16 protein-coding genes are annotated in these 19,930 nt (G+C 70.8%); 9 read left to right on the forward strand and 7 right to left on the reverse strand.

Features of this window, described 5'->3' with window-relative positions:
• Positions 1-151: 151 nt before the first annotated feature.
• Both FBT69_12455 and FBT69_12460 read left to right on the forward strand, forming a co-directional pair.
• Positions 152-1,078 (forward strand): AAA family ATPase, encoded by a 927-nt coding sequence (locus FBT69_12455; protein MDL1905603.1) that lies wholly within the window; start codon positions 152-154, stop codon positions 1,076-1,078.
• 15 nt (positions 1,079-1,093) lie between these two features.
• Positions 1,094-1,312: a CDGSH iron-sulfur domain-containing protein gene (locus FBT69_12460; protein ID MDL1905604.1), complete on the forward strand. Its 219-nt coding sequence runs from the start codon at positions 1,094-1,096 to the stop codon at positions 1,310-1,312.
• Between the two features lie 7 nt (positions 1,313-1,319).
• Here FBT69_12460 and FBT69_12465 read toward each other — a convergent pair whose 3' ends face one another.
• Positions 1,320-4,340: an FAD-binding protein gene (locus FBT69_12465; protein MDL1905605.1), complete on the reverse strand. Its 3,021-nt coding sequence runs from the start codon at positions 4,338-4,340 to the stop codon at positions 1,320-1,322.
• Positions 4,341-4,481: 141 nt separating this feature from the next.
• On the opposite strand from FBT69_12465, the gene FBT69_12470 reads away from it, so the two are divergent.
• A complete protein-coding gene (locus FBT69_12470) occupies positions 4,482-6,560 on the forward strand; it encodes a hypothetical protein (protein ID MDL1905606.1) in 2,079 nt (692 codons plus the stop codon).
• 53 nt (positions 6,561-6,613) lie between these two features.
• Here FBT69_12470 and FBT69_12475 read toward each other — a convergent pair whose 3' ends face one another.
• Positions 6,614-7,123, reverse strand: a complete 510-nt coding sequence (locus FBT69_12475) for a hypothetical protein (GenBank protein ID MDL1905607.1) — start codon at positions 7,121-7,123, stop codon at positions 6,614-6,616.
• A gap of 148 nt (positions 7,124-7,271) precedes the next feature.
• Here FBT69_12475 and FBT69_12480 point away from each other — a divergent pair, with 148 nt between their 5' ends.
• Positions 7,272-7,805 (forward strand): hypothetical protein, encoded by a 534-nt coding sequence (locus FBT69_12480; GenBank protein MDL1905608.1) that lies wholly within the window; start codon positions 7,272-7,274, stop codon positions 7,803-7,805.
• Positions 7,806-7,823: 18 nt separating this feature from the next.
• Here the strand turns inward: FBT69_12480 and FBT69_12485 are convergent, their stop codons facing one another.
• Positions 7,824-9,722: a sodium:alanine symporter family protein gene (locus FBT69_12485; GenBank protein ID MDL1905609.1), complete on the reverse strand. Its 1,899-nt coding sequence runs from the start codon at positions 9,720-9,722 to the stop codon at positions 7,824-7,826.
• Positions 9,723-9,850: 128 nt separating this feature from the next.
• Between FBT69_12485 and FBT69_12490 the strand changes: the two genes are divergently transcribed.
• Positions 9,851-10,561: a hypothetical protein gene (locus tag FBT69_12490; protein MDL1905610.1), complete on the forward strand. Its 711-nt coding sequence runs from the start codon at positions 9,851-9,853 to the stop codon at positions 10,559-10,561.
• 120 nt (positions 10,562-10,681) lie between these two features.
• On the opposite strand, the gene lpxB is transcribed toward FBT69_12490, so the two are convergent.
• The 3 genes from lpxB to FBT69_12505 are packed head-to-tail and all read right to left on the reverse strand — an operon-like array spanning position 10,682 to position 14,175.
• Positions 10,682-11,917 (reverse strand): lipid-A-disaccharide synthase, encoded by a 1,236-nt coding sequence (lpxB, locus tag FBT69_12495; protein MDL1905611.1) that lies wholly within the window; start codon positions 11,915-11,917, stop codon positions 10,682-10,684.
• A gap of 21 nt (positions 11,918-11,938) precedes the next feature.
• Positions 11,939-12,568, reverse strand: coding sequence for a response regulator (locus tag FBT69_12500; GenBank protein ID MDL1905612.1), 630 nt, complete (start codon positions 12,566-12,568; stop codon positions 11,939-11,941).
• The gene (locus FBT69_12505; protein ID MDL1905613.1) at positions 12,565-14,175 is read right to left on the reverse strand and encodes a HAMP domain-containing histidine kinase; all 1,611 of its coding nucleotides are present in this window, start codon (positions 14,173-14,175) and stop codon (positions 12,565-12,567) included. The genes FBT69_12500 and FBT69_12505 overlap by 4 nt, the downstream gene beginning before the upstream one ends.
• Here FBT69_12505 and FBT69_12510 point away from each other — a divergent pair.
• Positions 14,164-15,558 carry a hypothetical protein gene (locus FBT69_12510; protein MDL1905614.1) on the forward strand — a complete coding sequence of 465 codons (1,395 nt, stop codon included), beginning with the start codon at positions 14,164-14,166 and terminating at the stop codon, positions 15,556-15,558. The two genes, FBT69_12505 and FBT69_12510, sit on opposite strands and share 12 nt — an antisense overlap.
• Positions 15,559-15,693: 135 nt before the next feature.
• Positions 15,694-16,155 carry a PTS sugar transporter subunit IIA gene (locus FBT69_12515; protein MDL1905615.1) on the forward strand — a complete coding sequence of 154 codons (462 nt, stop codon included), beginning with the start codon at positions 15,694-15,696 and terminating at the stop codon, positions 16,153-16,155.
• Here the strand turns inward: FBT69_12515 and FBT69_12520 are convergent.
• Positions 16,110-16,802: a MotA/TolQ/ExbB proton channel family protein gene (locus FBT69_12520; GenBank protein MDL1905616.1), complete on the reverse strand. Its 693-nt coding sequence runs from the start codon at positions 16,800-16,802 to the stop codon at positions 16,110-16,112. The genes FBT69_12515 and FBT69_12520 overlap by 46 nt on opposite strands.
• A gap of 60 nt (positions 16,803-16,862) precedes the next feature.
• Between FBT69_12520 and FBT69_12525 the strand changes: the two genes are divergently transcribed.
• Both FBT69_12525 and dxs read left to right on the forward strand, forming a co-directional pair.
• Positions 16,863-17,813 carry a polyprenyl synthetase family protein gene (locus FBT69_12525; GenBank protein ID MDL1905617.1) on the forward strand — a complete coding sequence of 317 codons (951 nt, stop codon included), beginning with the start codon at positions 16,863-16,865 and terminating at the stop codon, positions 17,811-17,813.
• A gap of 120 nt (positions 17,814-17,933) precedes the next feature.
• Positions 17,934-19,928, forward strand: coding sequence for a 1-deoxy-D-xylulose-5-phosphate synthase (dxs, locus tag FBT69_12530; GenBank protein MDL1905618.1), 1,995 nt, complete (start codon positions 17,934-17,936; stop codon positions 19,926-19,928).
• The last annotated feature ends 2 nt before the right edge of the window (positions 19,929-19,930 follow it).

Genomic DNA, 19,930 nt, shown 5'->3' on the forward strand with positions numbered 1-19,930 from the left:
ACTCACTCGACCCCGCGGCTGCCCCCCGGCGAGCGGCGTTGAGCATACGCGACCGCGGATCGCCCCGCGCGAACCCCCCAGACCCCCATATACTCACGCCCCCACGCAACCCCCCATCTTCGCGGACGAACCGGACCAGCGAGCAGACCCCATGCCCGACGCCATCCAGCGACTCCGCGACAACGTGCAACGGGTCTTCCTCGGCAACAGCCCAGCCGTCGATCGGATCATCTGCTGTCTTCTGTCCCGCGGGCACCTGCTGATTGAGGACGTTCCCGGCGTCGGCAAGACCGTCCTCGCCAACGCCATCGCTCGCAGCATCCACTGCTCCTTCAGTCGCATCCAGCTCACCCCCGACATGCTGCCGGGCGACGTGCTCGGGGTCTCCATCTTTGACCGCGAGACCGGCGAGTTCACCTTCAAGCGGGGCCCCATCTTCGCCAATATCGTCCTCGCCGACGAGATCAACCGCACCACGCCCCGCACCCAGACCGCCCTGCTCGAAGCCATGAGCGAGGCGAGCGTCTCCATCGACGGCGTCGTTCACCGTCTCGACCAGCCCTTCATGGTGCTCGCCACCCAGAACCCCTACGAGTTCGAGGGCACCTATCCCCTCCCCGAGAACCAGCTCGACCGGTTCCTCATGCGCGTCCGGCTCGGATACCCCGCCCCCGAGGACGAACGGCGCATCCTCGAACTCCGCCCGGCGACAACCGTGCTCGAATCGCTCAAGCCGGCGATCGACAAGGACGAGCTGCTGCACCTCCAGTCCGAGGTTGATCGCGTGCGCGTCGATCCGGCCCTGCTCGATTATGTCGTCGAGTTCGCCAACGCCACCCGCCGCCACGACCGCATCCAGATCGGCCTCTCGCCGCGCGGCTCGCTCGCGCTCACGCAGGCCGCTCGCGCGACCGCCCTCTTCCGCGGACGCGACTACGCCGTGCCGGAGGACATCCTCGACAACGTGACGGCCGTGTGCGCACACCGGATCATCACGCGGACGTACCTCGGCGCCGCCCCCGAAGCCGCAGAGGACGTCCTGACCGGCATCCTCGAAACCCTCCAGAGTCCCGCCTGAGCGGAGGAGTTCGCCGTGGCTCGCATGGTCCGATTTGAACGCGACGGCCCGTACAAGATCGAGCCGGGCCTGATTCCGACGGACAAACCGCTGTGGATCTGCGGGTGCGGACTGACGAAGAACCCGCCCTTCTGCGACGGCTCTCACAAGCCCTGCCGCAACGAGCAGCCGGGCACGCTCTACGTCTACGACAAGGATCGGGCCTCGGTCGTCGAGCAGCGCGACGACACTTGACGCCCGATCAGTCGAGCATGGACGCCAGCCACTCGACCGGGTGCAGCGCCCGCACGCCGACGCCGTCCTTGAGCTGGTGCCGGCACGAGGTGCCCGTGGCGACGACGGTCGCGCCCGGATCGCCGCGGACGGCCGGGAACAACGCCAGGTCCCCGATCCGCATCGAGAGATCGTACCGGCCGGTCGTGTAGCCGAACGAGCCGGCCATGCCGCAGCACCCGGCGTCGAGCGTCGTCAGACCATCACCGACGATTCGCCGCAGCAGCGCACCCGAACTTTCCTGGCCCCAGAGCGACTTCTGGTGGCAGTGCGCATGGAAGAGCATGCGTGCGCCCCCAGGCCGCGCCGCGAGGGCGGCTTCGACCTCGGACCGGTTCGGGTGGTTCCCCCACCGCTGCTCGAGGAACTCCTCCACGAGCACGGCGTGCGCCGCGATGCGCCGTCGGACCTCGATCGGCGTCGTGGTCCGCAGGCTGAGCCAGTCGTCCCTGATCGCGGACAGACACGAAGGCTCCAGAACGAGGATCGACTCGGCGCGGTCGTCCTCGAGCCACGGAAGCAGCCGATTGATCGTCCGGTCGATCGTCGTTCTGGCGTCTTCGAGCAGCCCCGTGGAGATCATCGCCCTGCCGCAACACCCCGCATCGGCGAGCGCGACGCGGTATCCGAAGGCGGAGAGCACGCGAACGGCCGCCTCGCCCAGCCCGCGCTCGCCGTAGAGCGTGAAGCAATCGCCGAACACCACGACCGTTTGCGCACCTCCCCGGAGATCATCGGGTCGCCTGATAACGCGACCACGCACGCGCCGATGCAGCGGCGCCGCGAACTCCGGCAGCGTGCGCCGGCGGTCGATGCCGAGGAGACGCTCCGCCATGCGGCGCGCGACCCCGGTGCGATTCACAGCATTCGCCAGCCGGGGTGTCAACGACGCCACGCGCGAGAGTTCTCGCACTCGCCCGAAGACCCTCGCGACGAACGGTGCGCCGCCACGCGCCCGATAGCCCTGGGCCAGGTACTCCGCCTTCAGTTTCGCGACGTCAACGTTGCTCGGACATTCCGCCTTGCACGCCTTGCACGAGAGGCACAGGTCGAGCGTGGCGAGCGTTTCGGCGTCGTTCCATGCGGGCGAACCGACCTCGCCGCCGGGGAACTGGCCGGTGATGGCGAGGCGCAGGGCGTTGCCGCGACCGCGCGTCGAGTGCCGCTCGTCCAGCGTGCCCATGTACGACGGGCACATGGTCCCGCCGCGTTTCTTTCGGCAGACGCCCGCGCCGTTGCACTGCTCGACAGCGCCGCCGAACCCGTGCTGCCCTGCGTAGTCGAAGTACGTGTCCACGATCGGCGCGCGCACGTCCGCGCAGATCGGGCGCACTCTCAGTTTTTCCGTGATCGACTCGACCCCCGGCCCGCCGCGACCGAGCGCGTCGCCTGCGCCAAGCGGCGCCACGATGTTGCCGGGGTTGAGCAGGTTCTGCGGGTCGAAGAGCGTCTTGACCTCGCGGAACGCGCGCACGAGTTCCGGGCCGTAGAACCGCTCGATGAGCGGCGATCGAACCCGCCCGTCGCCGTGCTCGCCCGACATCACGCCGCCGAGATCGCGGGCGAGGTCGGCGACCTCGACGGCGATCGACCGCAGGAGCGCGAGGTCGCTCTCGTCGTGCAGGTCGATCATCGGTCGCACGTGCAGCACGCCCACGGAGGCGTGCGCCCAGTACGCCGCCTTCGTCCCGTGCCGCGTCACGATCTCCCGGAATCGGCGCACGAACTCTGCCAGCCGCTCGACGGGGACGGCGTTGTCCTCGACGAAGGTCACCGGCTTGCGATCTCCCGGCACGCCGTGCAGCAGCGGCTCGCCCGCCTTGCGGAGCGCCCACGCCCGCAGCATCGCCGAAGGTTCGACATGCAGCATTGCCGGCACACCGGGCAACAGCCCACGCAGCGCGGCGAAACCCGCGTCGATCTCGCCGCGGTCACGCTCGGCGGAGAACTCGACGTACAGCACCGCCGCCGGCGTCACGCCGTTCACCATCGGCAGCACGTCCAGCAGCCGCGAGCAGCCGGGATTCGCCCTCGCCAGCGAAAGCACCATGTCGTCGAGCAGTTCGACTGCCGTCGGCCTCAGCGCGAGGATCGGCGCGACCTTCTCGACCGCCTCGTCGAGCGACGCGAACCCAACCACCGCCAGCCCGCGCGCGACCGGCAAAGGCGAGAGCAGCAACTCCGCGCCGAGCGTCACCGCGAGCGTCCCTTCGCTGCCGCACAGCATCGGCGCAAGATTCACGTCCAGCGGGGGCACGCCCGCGTCCAGCTGCCGGAGCACTTCGTCCAGACCGTACCCCGCGTTGCGCCGGACCGTCTTCGGATATCTCTCGCGGATCAACCCGGCCTGTGCTCGGACGATCTCGACCACCCCCCCGGTCAGATCGGCCACGCGCGGCTGCACGCGGGCCGCGCCCGGACCGAACCGCACCTGTGTTCCGTCGGCCAGACACGCCTCGATCGAGAGAAGGTTCTCGCTCGTCCGTCCGTAGCGGATCGACCGTGCCCCTGCCGCGTTGTTGCCGATGCACCCCCCGACGTTCGCGTGCCGGCTTGTTGCCGGGTCCGGCGGCCAGAAGAGGCCCAGCGGCGCCAACCGCTCGTTCAGTTCGTCCACGCACACGCCAGGCTCGACCCGGCAGCGCCGCGCTCCGGCATCCACCGACGGCACGCCCCGGCAGTTCACGGAGAAATCGATCACGACGGCCCGGTTCGTGCACTGCCCGGCGAGGCTCGTCCCGCCGCCGCGCGGCAGGATCGGCAGCCCACGCGAAGCGCAGAACTGCACCGCGCGAACAGCGTCCTTGACCGACGCGGGAATCACGACCGCCAGCGGCTCGACCTGGTAGAGAGACGCGTCGGTCGCGTAGAGCATCCTGTCGTGCAGGCCGAGCCGGACCTCGCCCTCCACCGCCGCTGCAAGTTCGCGTCCAAGCCCGTCGAGGCCCGCGTGAATAGAACCCCCGTCGAGCACCGGCAGCCGTGCCATGCGACCTCCCGCGCCACTATACGGCACGGCAGGTCGTGTCACGCCCGCGCAACACACCCGCCAGTCGGCACCCGCTCCAAGCCCACGGCGGTACCTAGGCTGCGCCGGGCCTGATCACACGCCCGAGCCAGGAGACGAACCGTGAAACACTCGACCGCCGCGCTCGTGCTCGCCGCCGGGATGGTGCTCGCCGCGCCGCACGCCGCCCTCGCCATCGGCGACGGGGCCGACTCGCTGCCCATCAGCCAGATCACGCTCTACCGATCGGGGGTCGGCTCGTTCGTTCGGCAGGGCGTCGTCGAGGGTGACGCGCAGGCCAGCCTCCGCTTCCGCACCGAGCAGGTGAACGACATCCTCAAGTCGATGGTCGTGCTCGACCTCGACGGCGGCACGGTGGCCGGTGTGACCTACGCCTCGAAGGAGCCGCTGGAACGCCGCCTGCGGGCGTTCGCGGTGGACATCTCCGATGACCCGAGCCGGGCCGTCCTGCTCACGCGACTGCGAGGGGCCCAGGTGCTCGTGCGCACGACGGAAGGCGAAGAGCGCGGGGCCGTGCTGGGCGTCGAGGCGCGGAACGTCGTGCATCCCCAGACGAACCGTTCGACGGTCGAGCACTCGCTGAACCTGCTCACGGCCCAGGGTGTGCGGACCGTGCAACTCGACTCGGTGCGCTCGTTCCAGGTGCTCGACGCAGCCCTCGCCGACGAACTGAACAAGGCCCTCGCCGCGCTGGCCGAGCACCGGGCGGACACGACGAAGTCGGTGGCGATCGACTTTACAGGTCGCGGGTCGCGCCGCGTGGTCATCGCCTATGTGCAGGAGACGCCGGTGTGGAAGACCTCGTACCGGCTGGTGCTGCCCGAGGAGGGCGGCGATGCCGGGCCGCGGCTCCAGGGGTGGGCCATCGTCGAGAACACCACGGATGAGGACTGGCAGAACGTGCGGCTGGCGCTCGTCGCCGGCCAGCCGGTGAGTTTCCGCATGGACCTCTACGAGCCGCTGTACCTCGACCGCCCCGAGGTGCCCGTGCCCGTCGCGTCCGGGGTCACGCCGCGCGAATACGCCGCCGGCGTCGGCAAAAGCCCGATGCGTGATGCACAGGAGGAGAGCGCGACCGAGAGGAGGCGAGGAGCCACGGCGCGTCTCCTCATGCCGGGAGCGCCCACCGCCGCGATGGACAAGGAGGCGGGTGACTTCTCGGCCGGGTTCACGGCGGAGATGCTCGGGCGCTACGTCGCCGGCTCGCGTGCCACCGCCGCGCAGGAGGGCGAGGTTTTCCAGTACGTCCTCGATACGCCGGTCACGGTCGCGCGCCAGCAGTCCGCCATGCTGCCGATCCTCTCCGCCCTGATCGACGCCCGACGCGTCAGCATCTTCAACCGCAACGACGGCCTCTCCAGCCCCATGCGCGGCGTCGAGATCACGAACACCAGCGACCTGCAACTCATGCCAGGCCCGATCGCCGTCTTCGACGGCGCGGCCTACGCGGGCGACGCCCAGATCGGCCACGTCCCCGCGGGCGACAAACGCCTCCTCGCCTACGCCGTCGATCTGGACGTGGCCGCGACGACCACCGACCGGGGTGCATCCTCGGTGCGCAAGGTCCGGATCGTGGACGGGCTGATCGAGCAGACGACCCAGCAGCAGCAGACGGTCGAGTACGCGTTCGAGAACAAGGATCGCGAGCAGGGGCGAACCATCATCGTCGAGCACCCGCGACTCGAGGGCTGGGAACTCGTGGACACCGCCGAGCCGAAGGAACGCACACAGGACACGCTGCGTTTTGAGGTGTCGGCCAAGGCCAACGACACGGCGAAACTGGCCGTGACGCAGCAGATCGTGCAGAGCCAACGGCTCGAGCTGCTCTCCTACGACCTGCCCACGCTGCTGGCGCACCAGCAGGCGGGGCGTGCATCGGCGAAGGTCGTCGAGGCGTTCCGGGAGGCCGCCCGGCGGCAGGCCCTCGTCCAGGAGGCGGAGAGGACGATCGCCCGGCTCCAGAACGAGCGCAATGAGATCAACACCGACCAGCAGCGCGTCCGCCAGAACATGCAGACCGTGGACCGCCAGAGCGACCTCTACACGCGCTACGTCAAGCGGCTCTCCGACCAGGAAACCCGCCTCGAACAGATCGGCGCGGAGATCACGCAGGCGACGAACGAGCGCGAACGCCTCCGGGCGGAACTGGCCGCGTACCTGCGGAGTCTGAACGTCGAGTGAACAAACGAGCCGCGACCGTGAGGGAGCGGTTCACCCTCACACGGCTTCACCCTTCACTCCGTCAACCACGCCAGCGCGATCTGCACCATTACCACGGCCAGCGCGGCCGCCATGACGAGCAGCACGACCGGGTGCGCGGGCGTGCGCTCGCGCTGAGCCGGCCGCACGAGCCGGAGCCGCGGCTCGACGCTCGGGCCGTGCAGCCCTTCGCCCAGTCGGGCCGCGTCCTGCACGATGGCGATCACGAGGTTCGTGTCGAACGGGCGCAGGCCGAGGTTCACGCCCAGCGCGACGAGGCGGTCGCGCTTCTCCGGCGGCAGGACGGCGGCACGACCGCCCTCCAGCGAGGCCGCCACTCGGACCGCCATCGCCCAGCGGGCGTCTGACGCGGTCAGCGCGGCCGCGGAGCGGTTCTCGACCTCGACCGCGTGGGCCGCGTCCGCCCATCGGATGTCCGGGGCAGCGTCGTCCGTGCGCACCGTTCGCCGACGCGGCAACGTCCCGGCGTTGACCACTCGCAACGCGGGCACGCCGGATCGGGACTGAAAACGCGGGTCCGTCACTCGCCATTTCTACGGGCGAACGGTGTGCCCGGCTCGCAGCATGCTCCGCCAGGCGCACAATCGCCGTTATTGGGACTCGCCCCGCGGCCGATACACTTCCCGCCCGGCACCGCATGACTCCCCCACGATTCGGCCAGAGAGCCATCGCGTGAGCGACCCCCGACCCGCAACGCCCGCTGCGCCGCTGCCCGAGGTCCGCACGCCTCTCGCGCCCGCCGATGCGCTTGCGCGGCTCTCGACCGCCGCCCGGCGCGGCCGCCTGCCCGACTACCGGCCGGTCGATGACACGGCCTTTGAGGCCGAGGCGTTCGCCACGCCGTTCACGCACGTCCTCAGGGGACGGTTTGCCGACGGGCAGGACGGCACGACGCGGATCACCTTCGACCTGCGGCGCCCGTGGCCGATGCCGGCGGTCTTCGCGGTCGTGCTCGCCGTCACGGTCTGGCCGGGCGTGCTGCTGACGGACTCGCTGCTGGCGACGTACTGGCCGGCCTACGGCGGATGGACGACGCGCATGCCGTGGCTGACCTACGCCTGGTACCTGCCGCTGACGGCCCTCCCGCTGCCGTGGGCGTGGCGTGCGTGCGTGCGCCGGTCGGCGGCGATGGCGCGCGAGTCCGCCCGCGAGACGATCTCGAAGATCGCCCGCGAGACGGACGGCACGCTGGCCGGCGCGGCGTGATGCGCGCCGGGTTGCACGTCACTTGACGTCCTTGCCCTCGACCACGTCCAGCGGCTTCGGATAGGGGTGACCGACGAACTCGCCCCGCTTCAACTTGCCGATGTACGTGTGGTAGGCCTTCATCGCCTGCGACCCGAAGATGAGCATGATCGGGATGTTGGCGAAGAGCATGACGCCCGTGCCGAGCGCGGTCCACGAGTCGAGCTGGGCGTCCGTGCGGATGAAGCCGAGCGTCGAGATGATGATGAGTGCGCAATAGCACACCTTGTAGAGCATGACGCCCCCGTTGCCGACGAGGTAGACGATCCCCTGCTCGCCGTAGTAGGCCCAGGAGATCATGGTTGAGACGGCGAAGAGCCAGCATGCGATGGTGACGAGCCACATCCCCAGGCCCGGCATCACGCGGTCGAAGGCGTGTCCGGTCAGGGCGGCACCGACGAAATCGTTGTAGAGACCCGGGCTGTCGAGTCGCGGCTCGTTGGGGGATGAGTACGGGGCCCAGGCGATGCGCAGCGTGCCGTTCACGTCCTGAACCAACCCTCGGAGGCGGTGCAGATCGCGGCCGGTGCGCGAGTCGTGGTCGCCGTGGACGATCATGAACACCGTGTTGCCCGCACGCCACGCCCCGCTGATGCGCCTGGCCTCGGCCGTCTTCTCCGGAACGCCCTCGGTCCGGGGCACCCACCGGGACGGGTCCGTCCCGAGCGCGACGACGGCGGAACGCGGCCAGACCTTGTACGCGGGTTCGCCCGGGCCGGTCTCGCCGTTGAGGAAGGCTACTTCCGATTCGCTCTCACCGATGAGCACGCCGTGGATGGTCCGCGATCGGGTTCCCTCCTGCACGGTCAGTGCGTGGGCGTTCACGAGGGCGGGCATCGAGTCAAAGGTCGCTTCCGCTTCGCGGTTCCACGCGCCGCTGAGCAGGATGACGAGCGTCGTCAGGGTGCAGACGACGATGGTGTCGATGAACGGCTCGAGGCCCGAGACGACGCCCTCGCGGACCGGCTCGTTCGTCTTGGCGGCGGAGTGGGCGATGGGGGCCGACCCCTGGCCCGACTCGGACGAGAACAACGCCCGCTTCATGCCCCACAGGAAGGCGTACCCGGCGGTGCCGCCGAGGAACGCGCCGCCGGCCTCGGCGGGCGTGAAGGCCGAGACGACGATGAGTTTCAGCATGTTCGGGATGTCGCCGATGTGCACGACGAGGACGTACACCGCCGCCAGCAGGTACAGGATGCACATGAGCGGCACCAGCCGCCCGGCCACCGCGCCGATGCGCTTGATGCCCCCGATGATGACCATGCCGACGAGGATCGCGAGGATCACGCCGACCACGAACTTCGGCACGGCCGGGAAGTAGCTGTTGGTGATCTCGGCGACGTTCCAGGCCTGGAACATGTTGCCGCCGGTGATCGCCGAGATGATGAGCGTGACGCAGAAGATGCCGCCGACGATCGCGCCCAGCGGCTTGAGCGCGGGGCTCCACTTCTCGAAGCCCTTCTGCGCCACCCACATCGGCCCGCCGTGCGGGTTCTCGGGGTCGTCGGTGTTGCGGTAGAGCATGGCGAGCGTGACCTCGGTCATCTTCAACGCCATGCCGAAGATGCCCACCATCCACATCCAGAAGACCGCGCCTGGCCCGCCCAGCGCGATGGCCAGCGCGACGCCGCCGATGTTGCCCAGCCCCACCGTCGCCGAGAGCGCGGTCGAGAGCGCCTGGAAGTGGTTGATCGCGCCCGGGTCGGCCTTGTTGTCGTACTTGCCGCGGATCACCTGCACGCCGTGCGTCAGCGCGCGGTACTGCCCGAAGCCGGACCAGATTGTGAACAGCACGCCCGTGGCGAGCACGATGTACAGGACGTAGTCGTGCCAGAGCACGCCGTTGATCACGTCGATGAAGTCGGTCAGGGCTTGCATGTCGGCTCCGTGCTGTGGGTCGCCGGCGCGATGCGGCCCTGGTCCGGCGGGCCGCGCGAGGGCGTCCGTGTCTGTCCCGGGCGCGACCCCCGCCGCCCCGGGCGAGCGGGGAGTATCGTCGATCCTGCATGTGGTGTCCAGAGGCCCTGGTCGAGGCCTGCACAGCCGCCCTCCGGGCCGAGGCCCGTCGTCTCGACGCCGAGCAGGCCGTCCACGGCCTCGACGCCCTCGACGAGACCGCCTTCCACCCCATCCTCGCCGCCGGCCTCGCGGACGCCGGCTTCGAGGCGCTCCGCGAGCAGCCCTACCCCGGCGAGCCGGCCCGCCTCGCACGGCACGCCGAGCGGAAGCGGTGCGACCTGGTCGTGCTCGAACGCCCGGGGCTGCGCCTCATGGACGAGACGGTCGAGCTGCGGGAGCGCGACCGGGCCGCGGGCACCCTCTTCGAGGCGTCCGCCGCGGTTGAGCGCATGCCCCAGGGCGCCGTCCCCCCCTCCGACGCGGCGTGGCTCGAAGTGAAGGCCGTCGGACAGTTCACCTACGTCGAGGGGTTCGCCGGGCCGAACCGGCGTTACGCCGCCGAGCTGGTCGGCGGTCCGCTCGCCGACGCCCGCAAGCTCGCCGCCGAACGCGCCATCCGGCTCGCGGGCGTGCTCATCATTCTCTTCACCGCCGACGCTGCGACGGCCGAGCACGACCTGCACGCCCTCGCGCACAAGGCCCTCGACCGCGACCTGCCCGTCGGCGCGCCGATCCTCGACGGCTTCGGCCTGACCGACCGCATCGGCAACGCGCGGTGCACCGTCGCGCTCCTGCCCGTGCGACCCGGGCCGGACTGATCGCGCGACGCGGGGTTCATCCGACGATCCCCGGGGATCAGCGATGGATCCCCGGGGTCCAGCGACGGATCCCCGGGGCGCAGCGGCCGGAACGCAGGGACCGAAGGCAGAACCCGCGGGTCAGACCGTCTCGGCCGCGACGCTCACCAGCCCGAGCGACTGCTCGACGGCGTCGGCCGCGCTGCGGGCCGCGTGCCGGCCCGCGAACTTCTCCGCGATCCGCGCCATCTCCGCCCGCTGCCGGGCCGCGAGCGACGGGTCCGCGAGCAGCCGCAGGGCGTGCTCGGCGATCGGCTCCGGGCCGCCGAAGTGCGGCACCAGCTCCGGCACGATCTCCCGCCCCGCGATCAGGTTGGGGAGCGTGAAGAACTCGGTCGAGAGCACCCACCGCGCCAGCAGCACGTACACCAGCGGGTTCGAGCGGTAGACGATGACCATCGGCCGCTGCTGGCGGGCGATCTGGAGCGTGACCGTGCCGCTCACGACCAGCGCCAGCTCGCACCAGTGGATGACCGCGTCGGCCCGCCCCGCCACCACGCTGAGCGACCCGGGCCAGCCGCCGTGGCCCGCCGCGATCGCCCGCAGCCGCTGCTCGACGGCCGGCGTCGTCGCCGCGACCACGCCGACCGCCCCCTCGTGCGCCCGGCCGATCGCCCGGAACGCCTCCAGCAGCAGCGGGAAGTTCTTCGTGATCTCGGCGGGCCGCGAGCCGGGCATCAGGGCGATGCGGGGCGATCCTTCGGGCAGTCCCGCCGCGGCCTCGTCGAGCGCGGCCCGGTCCAGCGGCCGGTCGAAGAGCGGGTGCCCGATGAACCGCGCCGGGATCCCCCGCTCGCCGAACCACGCCTGCTCGAAGGGGAGCAGGCAGAGCAGCAGATCGGTCAGCCGGCGCAGCTTGTGGATGCGCCACCCCCCCCACGCCCAGACCTGCGGCGCGACCAGGTGCACGATGCGCAGCCCCATCGACCGCGCGATCCGGCAGATCGGGAAGTTCGCCGCGGGCGAGTCCACCGGCACGAGCAGCCGCACCTCCGGGTGCCTCTCGAGCCACGCCCGCACCCGCCGGTTGATCCGCTGGTGCTCGCGCACCTTCGCCAGCCCCGGCACGCCCATCACCGCGTCCTCGCCCGTGCGCTCGACGAGCGTCGCCCCCGCGGCCGCCATCTTCGGCCCGCCCCAGGCGTAGATCGGGAGCGTCGGGTGCCGCGAGCGGAGCTCGCGCACGACCGCCGCGGCGTGATCGTCCCCGCTCGGCTCGAAGGCCGTGAAGAGCACCCCCGACACCTCGGGCGCGACGGCGGGCAGGCTCTCGGCGCGACGGCTCAAGGACGGACTCAAGCGACCGGCGGGCGGCAAGTCAACGCCGGCGCGTCGCCGTCAGAACCCCGCGGCCCGGAGCCACTCCGAAGGCTGGCGGCCCAGCGCAATGGCCACGGCGACCAGCGATTCGAGGCTCGGCAGGTGCGCGCCGCGCTCGATCGAGCTCAGCTGGCTCACGCTCACGCCGGACTCGTCGGAGAGCTCCTTGAGCGTCCAGCCGCGCTCCGTCCGCGCCAGCCGGATGTGCCGCCCGAGCTCCTGGCGCAGCCGGTCCTGCGGCCGCTCGCCGAGATGGAACGCCGCCGCCGCCTGCGCGAGCGTCCGGCGCAGCTCCTCCACCGAGAACGGCTTGGCGAGATAGTCGAAGACGTCCTGCCGGAACGTCTGCCGCATGCTGTCCAGCGACGGGTAGCCCGTGACCACGATCACGCACAGCCGCGACCACCGCCGGCGGATCTCGGCCAGCACCTCCTCGCCGCTGTGCGGCCCCATCTTGATGTCCAGCAGGACCACGTCCGGCAACGCCCGCTCGCACTCGGCGTAGAACGCCGCCGGCGTCGCCACCGCCCGCACCTCGTGCCCCTCCTCCTCGAGCACGCGGCGGACGTACTCGCGGAAGTCGTCGTCGTCGTCGAGCGCGACGATCGACAGCCGGTGCGGCACGGGTTCGCTTTCAGCGGGCGTCACGGAACGTTCTTCGCCTCCTCGCTTCTGCCGGCCGTGTCCGCCGCGGGCGCGGGGAGCACGACCTCGAACACCGCCCCGGACCTGCCGGGACGGTTGCGGGCCAGCATAACGCCGCCGTGCTCCCGCACGATGCCCTCGGCCACCGCCAGCCCCAGCCCGGTGCCGCGGGCGTCCAGCGTCGTGCTCACGAACGGCTCGAACATCCGCGAGAGGACCGCCGGCTCGATGCCTGGGCCGTTGTCCGTCACGGTGAGGGCGATCCAGTCGCCCCCGTCCCGGCGGGACAATGTTGCTTCGACTTCGACCGCGGGACGGCCGTTGGACTGCGACCGGCCCGCCCCGCGCCGGGCGGCATCGACCGCGTTCCGCACGAGGTTCACCAGCACCTGCACGAGCCGATCGCCGTCGCAGTCGAGTTCCATCGCATCGGGCACGCGATCCACCATCTCGACGTCCGCCGAGCCTCGGTCGAGTCGGACGAGCGTCAAGGCCTCCTCGACGAGCGGCCGCAGGCGAACACGCGCGGTCTCCGGCGGTCGGGCGCGCGCGAAGTCCAGCAGGCTCTCGCTCAGGCGTTCGAGCCGCCGCACCACCCGGAGCATGAGCTCCGCCTCAGCGGCGTCGACGCGGTGCGTCGGCTCGGCGGCCAGCTTCTCCACGAGTCCCTTGAGCACCGCCAGCGGCGTGTTCAGCTCGTGCGCGATGCCCGCCGACATCATCCCCAGGCTCGCCAGCCGGTCCGCGTCCGCGAGGTTCCGGCGGGCCGTTTCCAGCAGGTGGTTCTTGCGCCGCAGATCGGTCGCGACTTCCTCCAGCCGAGAGAGCGCATCGGCGAGCGCGGCCTCGTGCCGGCGCAGCGACACGATCGACCGGTTCCGCGACCGCATGATGTCCCCGAGTTCGTCGGCCGGGATCGCGGATTCGGGGATGATCTCCTCCGAGGCACGCCCGGCCTGCACGGCCTCGTCCGCGGCGAGAATGCGGCGGATCGGCGAGTAGACCTGCCGCGGCAGCACGAAGACCTCGAACGCCGCCGCGATCAGCCCGTAGAACGACAGCAGCGCGAGCGCGACCAGGCCGTACAGCCTGAGCACGGCCGACCGCGCCGCCTCGATCCGCGCCCGCGCGGTGACGAACACGCCCTCGCCCTCCTCCCACGCGACGAAGAGCGCCGCGACCTGGCTCTCGTCGTCCGCCGGCGCTCCGGTCGGGGTCCACGGTCTCGACCGCGCGAGCGCGGCGAGGCCCGGGTCAAGCCCGAGTTCCTCCGCGCTGCCGGCACGCATTTCAAGACCGCGCTCGCGGGCCGACGCGCTCGACGCAAGCGCGGCCAGGTCCGCCGACGAACCGCCCGCCCGCGCCTCGGCCGCGACGAGGCGCAACGCGAGCGCGGCGTGATCGGCCTCGGCCTCGCGGACGACCTTCGCGAGCGCGGGCCGCAACGCGAGCAGCAGCATCGCCGTCAGGGCGAGCGAGAAGCACGTGTGCAGCACGATCAACTTCCGCCGCACGCCCATGCCGAAGAGCAGCCGGCGACGGCGCTTGTCGCTCCGCGTGCCGGCTTCCCCCCCACCACCCTCACCTAGACTCGCCCCGTGATCGGCCACGGTGGATCGTTCGAGACGCGCTCGCCCGGGGCAAGCGCCCAGGCGGCGGACGCCAGGGACGCGGCCACGCGCCTGGTCGCCCACCACGCGCGCCGCTTCCCGAACCTCGAACCCGCCGAACTCCCCGAGTCGGGGCTTGATGCGCGCGATGCGGCCTTCGCGCACGCCATCGCGGACGCCTGCGTGCGCCGCTGGCTCACGCTCCGCTATCTGCTGGAACGATGCCTGTCGCGCCCGTGGTGGAAGGTCGAGCCGAAGGTGCAGGCCGCGCTGCTCGTCGGTGCGGCCCAGCTGCTCCTGCTCGACCGCGTGCCCACGCACGCCGCCATCGACGAGACGGTCGAGTGGGCGAAGCGGCACGTGCGGCCGGGGGCTGGCGGGATGGTGAACGCCGTCCTGCGTGCGCTCGCGAAGTTGCGCGCGCCGGACGGGTCGGGCGAGCGGGCGCTGCGCGAGCGGGCGACGCTCGCCCGGGACGAGTTGCCGCTCTCCGACGGCCGTGCGCTCGCCTTGGCCGGGCCGGCGCTCCCCGACGACCCCGTCGCGCGCCTGGGCGTGGCGACAAGCCTGCCCGAATGGCACGTCCGCCGCTGGGTGAAGAGGCACGGCCATGACTGGTCGCGGTACCAGGCGTTGCACACGCTCGTGCCGCCGCCCACGGTGCTGAACGTCGCCCACGCCGCGTCGCCGTTGCCGGCGGACACGCCGGTGGAGCCGCACGATGCGTCGGGTCACCTCGTGTGGACCGGTCCCCGCGCCGCGCTCGTTGCGCTGCTGCGGAGTCGCTCCGACGTCTGGGTGCAGGACGCCGGCTCCGCGCTCTCCGTCGGCGCGGCGGCGAACGAGCGACCTTCGCTTATCGCCGACGTCTGCGCCGGGCAGGGCACGAAGACCCGCCAACTGGCCGCGTTGTTCCCGAGCGCCCGGATCGTGGCGACGGACGTGGACGACTCGCGGCGCGCCGTGCTGGCCGAGACCTTCGCCCGGCATCCCGGCGTGGAGGTCATCGACCCTTCCCTCCTGCGGCAGCGTTGCGACGGGCGAACCGACCTCGTGCTCCTCGACGTGCCGTGCAGCAACAGCGGCGTCCTCGCCAGGCGGGCCGAGGCTCGCTACCGCCTCGGAGAACGCCAGCTCGAACGGCTGACGGGCACCCAGCGGCAGATCATCGCTGACTCGATCCCGTTGCTCTCTCCGCGCGGTCGCATCCTTTACTCGACGTGCAGCCTCGAGCCGGAGGAGAACGAGGAGATGGTCGAGTGGGCGGGCAGGTGGCACCGATTCTCACCCGCACGCGGCGGCCTGGCCGCGCCGACCGGCCTGCCGGGAGAATCTCACAACTCGTACCGCGACGGCTCGTTCGCTTCGCTTCTGGCACGATGACACGCCGAAAATGAGGGCGGGCCTCGGGCGTGGGGGCTACACTGTCCGCCACCCCTCCGGGGGCCTCGCGTGCGGCGACGGAACGCCGACCGAGTGCGCCGGGTCCGGTCCTTTCGCTCCGCCGAGGTGAGGCCGATGAACTTGCTGGACATCCTCACCCCCGAGTGCATTCGCGCGCCGCTGCACGCGGCCGACAAACGCGGGGTGATCGATGAACTGGTGGACCTGCTCGCGGTCGCGGGCAAGGTCGAGAACCCGGCCACGCTCAAGGAAGCTGTCTGGACCCGCGAGCAGACCCGCACGACGGGCATCGGGCACGGCTTGGCCATCCCACACGGCAAGTGCCCGGGCATGCCCGCGCTCGCCATGGCGCTCGGACGACCAGCCCAGCCGCTCGACTTCGAGGCCATCGACAATCAGCCCGTGCGCCTCGTCGTCCTCCTGGCCAGCCCCGCCGACCGGACGAGCGACCACATCCAGGCTCTCGCCCGCATCAGCCGCCTGATGACGATGGAAGACTTCCGCGAACGGATGTACAACGCGGCGAGCGCTCAGGAAATCTGGGAACTCCTCAGGGCAGCCGAATCCCGGTCCTGAACCCGAGCGTCACCCGCCGCGTCGGCGGCGCGGCATGCGACGATGACGCCGGCCAACGCCTCCAACCTCCCGAGCGCACGGTCCGCCTGGGACCGGAAGACCACGAACGGGAAGAGCGTCGCCAACGCCACAACCAGCCCGAACGCGGTCGTGTACAGCGCTTCCCCGATGCCTCCCGCCACCAGCGCGGGGTCCGTGACGACCTCCGCCCCGCCGAGCAGCCGGAAACTGCGGATGATGCCCGTCACCGTGCCGAGGATGCCGAGCATCGGTGCTGCGGTGATGATCGTCGAGAGCGGTACGGCGAACCGTTCGAGGGCGGGACGTATCGCCTCGATCTGCTCGGCGGCGAGCGCTTCCAGAGCCTCGCGCGACGCCTCGCCCGAACCAAGCAGCGATGCCGCGAGACGCCCGTAGACCGACGCGTCCGAGTCCGCGAGCGCAGTGGCCGCGGCAACGTCGCCCTTCCGCAGCCTTGACGTGATCTTCGCCAACCGCCGCACCCGACCCCGGCTGTGTGTGCTCATCCAGAAGGCGGCCCGCTCGAAGCACAGCGCGCCCGCCAGCAGGCTCAACGCCAGCAGCGGGTACATGACCCACCCGCCGGTGCGGAAGATCTCGACCAGCAACTGCACCCAGCCCGGCATAGGCCCGGATCGTAGCGAGACGGAACGGGCGCCGGCGTTCGCCCTCTATACTCACGCCCCGTGTGCCCACGTTGCCCGAGCTCTGTTCCTGCCGCGCCGAACGCCGCCGTCTCCGGGGCGAGCGGTCTGTCCCACCGCACGGTCGCGCCGCTCGAAGCGATCGAACGTGAACTCGCTTCGAGCATCGAACGGGCCGGTTACCCGGGCGTCCTGGACGCGGCGGTTCGCTACGCGGCTCTCGACGGCGGAAAGCGGCTGCGACCGCTGCTGGCGTGGCACGCCTGTCGAACCGTCTGCGGCCGAGGCGAGCCTGCCCTGCCGGTCTGCGCCGCTGTAGAACTGGTCCACGCCTTCAGCCTCGTCCACGACGACCTGCCGTGCATGGACGACGACGATCTGCGCCGCGGTCGGCCCACGCTGCATCGGCACGCGGGCGAGGCCGTTGCACTGCTCGCCGGCGACGCCATGCTCGCGCTCGCCTTCGCGACCGTCGCCCGTGTCTCCGATACCGCGCTCTCCTCGTCGCTCGCCACGGAACTCGCGCAGGCGACCTCGGCGATGATCGTCGGCCAGACGCTCGACACGCTCGGGCACGACGAACTCGCTCCGACGCACGCGACGCTCGAACGCATCCACGCCAAGAAGACGGGCGCGCTCATCCGAGCCGCGGTTCGCATGGGCGCGATCGTGGGCCTGCGCGAGCCGGGGGGGCAACCGGAGTGCCCCGACCCTCTTGCCGCACTGACGGACTACGCCGAGGCCATCGGCCTGCTCTTTCAGATCATCGACGACCTGCTCGACGTCGAGCAGACGCACGAACAGACCGGCAAGCGAACCGGCAAGGACGCCGCCGGCGGGAAACTCACCTATCCCGGGTTGCTCGGCATCGAGGCGTCACGCCGAGCGGCCTCCGAACTCCATGCTCGCGCCGTCCTCGCTCTCAACCCACTCGGCCCCGGGGCGGCCGCGCTCCGAGAACTGGCGGACTACATCGCTGTTCGGACGAAATAGAGGCTCACGCGAACGCGGGAACGACCGGCACCGAAGAATCCGGGCCGACCCCAGCGTGACAATGGACTACACTGATTTCAGAATCTATTGAAAGCCGGCCGCCCGGCACCAGGAACCCGAATGTCCATCCTCGAAACCATCCAAAGCCCTGCCCAGCTCAAGGGGATGGGCGTCGAACACCTGGAGACACTCGCGGCGGAGATCAGAGAGGCCATCGTCCGGCAGGTCGCGCACTCCGGCGGCCACCTCGCCCCGAACCTCGGCGTTGTCGAGCTCACGATCGCTCTGCACGCGGTCTTCGACTTCGCCCATGACCGGCTGCTCTTCGACGTCGGTCATCAGTGCTACCCCCACAAGCTGCTCACCGGCAGGCAGCACATGCTCCAGGGTCTGCGCACCCGCGCCGGCATGGCGGGCTTCCCGGCGCCGAGCGAATCGCCCTACGACCTCTTCGCCGTCGGGCACGCGGGCACGGGCATCTCCACCGCGATCGGCATGGCCCGTGGCGACACGCTCAACGGCGAGGCCTACGACCCGCGTGCCAACCCCGACGGCCGGCGCGTCGTCACGCTGATCGGCGACGCCTCCATCGTCAACGGCGTCGCCATGGAAGGCCTGAACAACGCCGGCACGCTCAAGCGCCAGTTCCTCGTCGTCCTCAACGACAACGGCATGTCGATCAGCAAGCCGCAGGGCGCACTCTCGCAGTACTTCGACCGCCTGCGCCTCAGCCACATCTACGCAGATTTCAAGAAGGGCGCTCGCGACATCCTCCGCCACATCCCCGGCGGCTCGCTCCTCGAAGAGGCCTACCACCGCATGGGCGAGGCCACCAAGGCCATGATCTCCGAAGGGAGCTGGTTCGAGCACTTCGGCCTCGTCACCGTCGGCCCCATCGACGGGCACGACCTGCCCACGCTCATCGAGTTTCTCTCCGAGGCCCGCGAGTTCGACCGACCGATGGTCCTGCACGTCAAGACCGTCAAGGGCAAGGGCTACGACTTCTGCGAGAAGGACTCCGTACGGTTCCACTCCCCCCCAGCGTTCCACACGGCCGAGGACGACGAACTCCTCTCGGAGGGGTGCCGCGTCGAACTACGCTCCGACGGCCGATCGTTCACCCGGGCCTTCGGGGAGGCGATGCTTGACATCATGGAGCGTGATCCGCTCGCGGTCGCCTGCACCGCCGCGATGCCTGACGGCACCGGCCTCACACCCGTCCTCGAACGCTTCCCGGATCGTGCGTGGGACACGGGCATCTGCGAGAGCCACGCGATGGACATGATGGCCGGCCTCGCCCGCACCGGCCGACGGCCGTTCTTCGCCGTTTATTGTACCTTCCTCCAGCGTGCGTTCGACCAGGCATTCCAGGAGGTCGCGCTGCAGGGGCTGCCGGTGCGGTTGTGCCTCGACCGCGCCGGACTCGTCGGCGGCGATGGCGCGGTGCACCACGGCTTCTGCGACATCGCGTTGCTGCGCGTGCTGCCCGATGCCGCGATCACGGCCGCCATCGATGAACCGAGCCTGCTCGCCGCGCTCGAGTTCATGCGGAGCTACGACGCCGGCCTGTCCTCGGTACGTTACCCTCGCGACACCGTGTCCATGCGGTTGGCTTCGGAGCCGTGCCCGCCCTTCGAACTCGGTCGCGCGCGTCGCCTGACGCCTCCCTGCCCTGTCTCCGAACTCGACGCCGCCGTGCTCGCCTTCGGCACGCCCGCCATCGCTGCACTCGAAGTCGCCGATTCGCTCTCCGGCGAGTACCGCGTGGGCGTCTGGGATGCGCGGTTCGCCAAGCCGATTGACGCCGAGCTTGTAACCGAACTCCTCACCGCGGGCGTTCCCGTGGTCACCGCAGAGGATCACTCGATCATCGGCGGGTTCGGCGCGGCCGTTCTCGAAGCCGCGCAGGCGCTCGGGCTGGATGCTTCGAGCGTCACTCGTCTCGGCATCCCGGACCTGTGGATCCATCAGGACTCGCGGTCGCGGCAGCTCGCCGAAGCAGGCATCGACGCCGCGGGCATCGCCCGTGCCGTCCGTGCCGCGGCCGGCACACGCCTCCCCGGTACGACGATCGAAGCGACGCCTCCCGCGCCGGTCGAGCCGCCCATCCGCTAGAC

The sequence above is a fragment of the Synechococcales cyanobacterium CNB genome (genome assembly GCA_030263455.1).
In the GTDB taxonomy this organism is placed as follows: domain Bacteria; phylum Planctomycetota; class Phycisphaerae; order Phycisphaerales; family UBA1924; genus CAADGN01.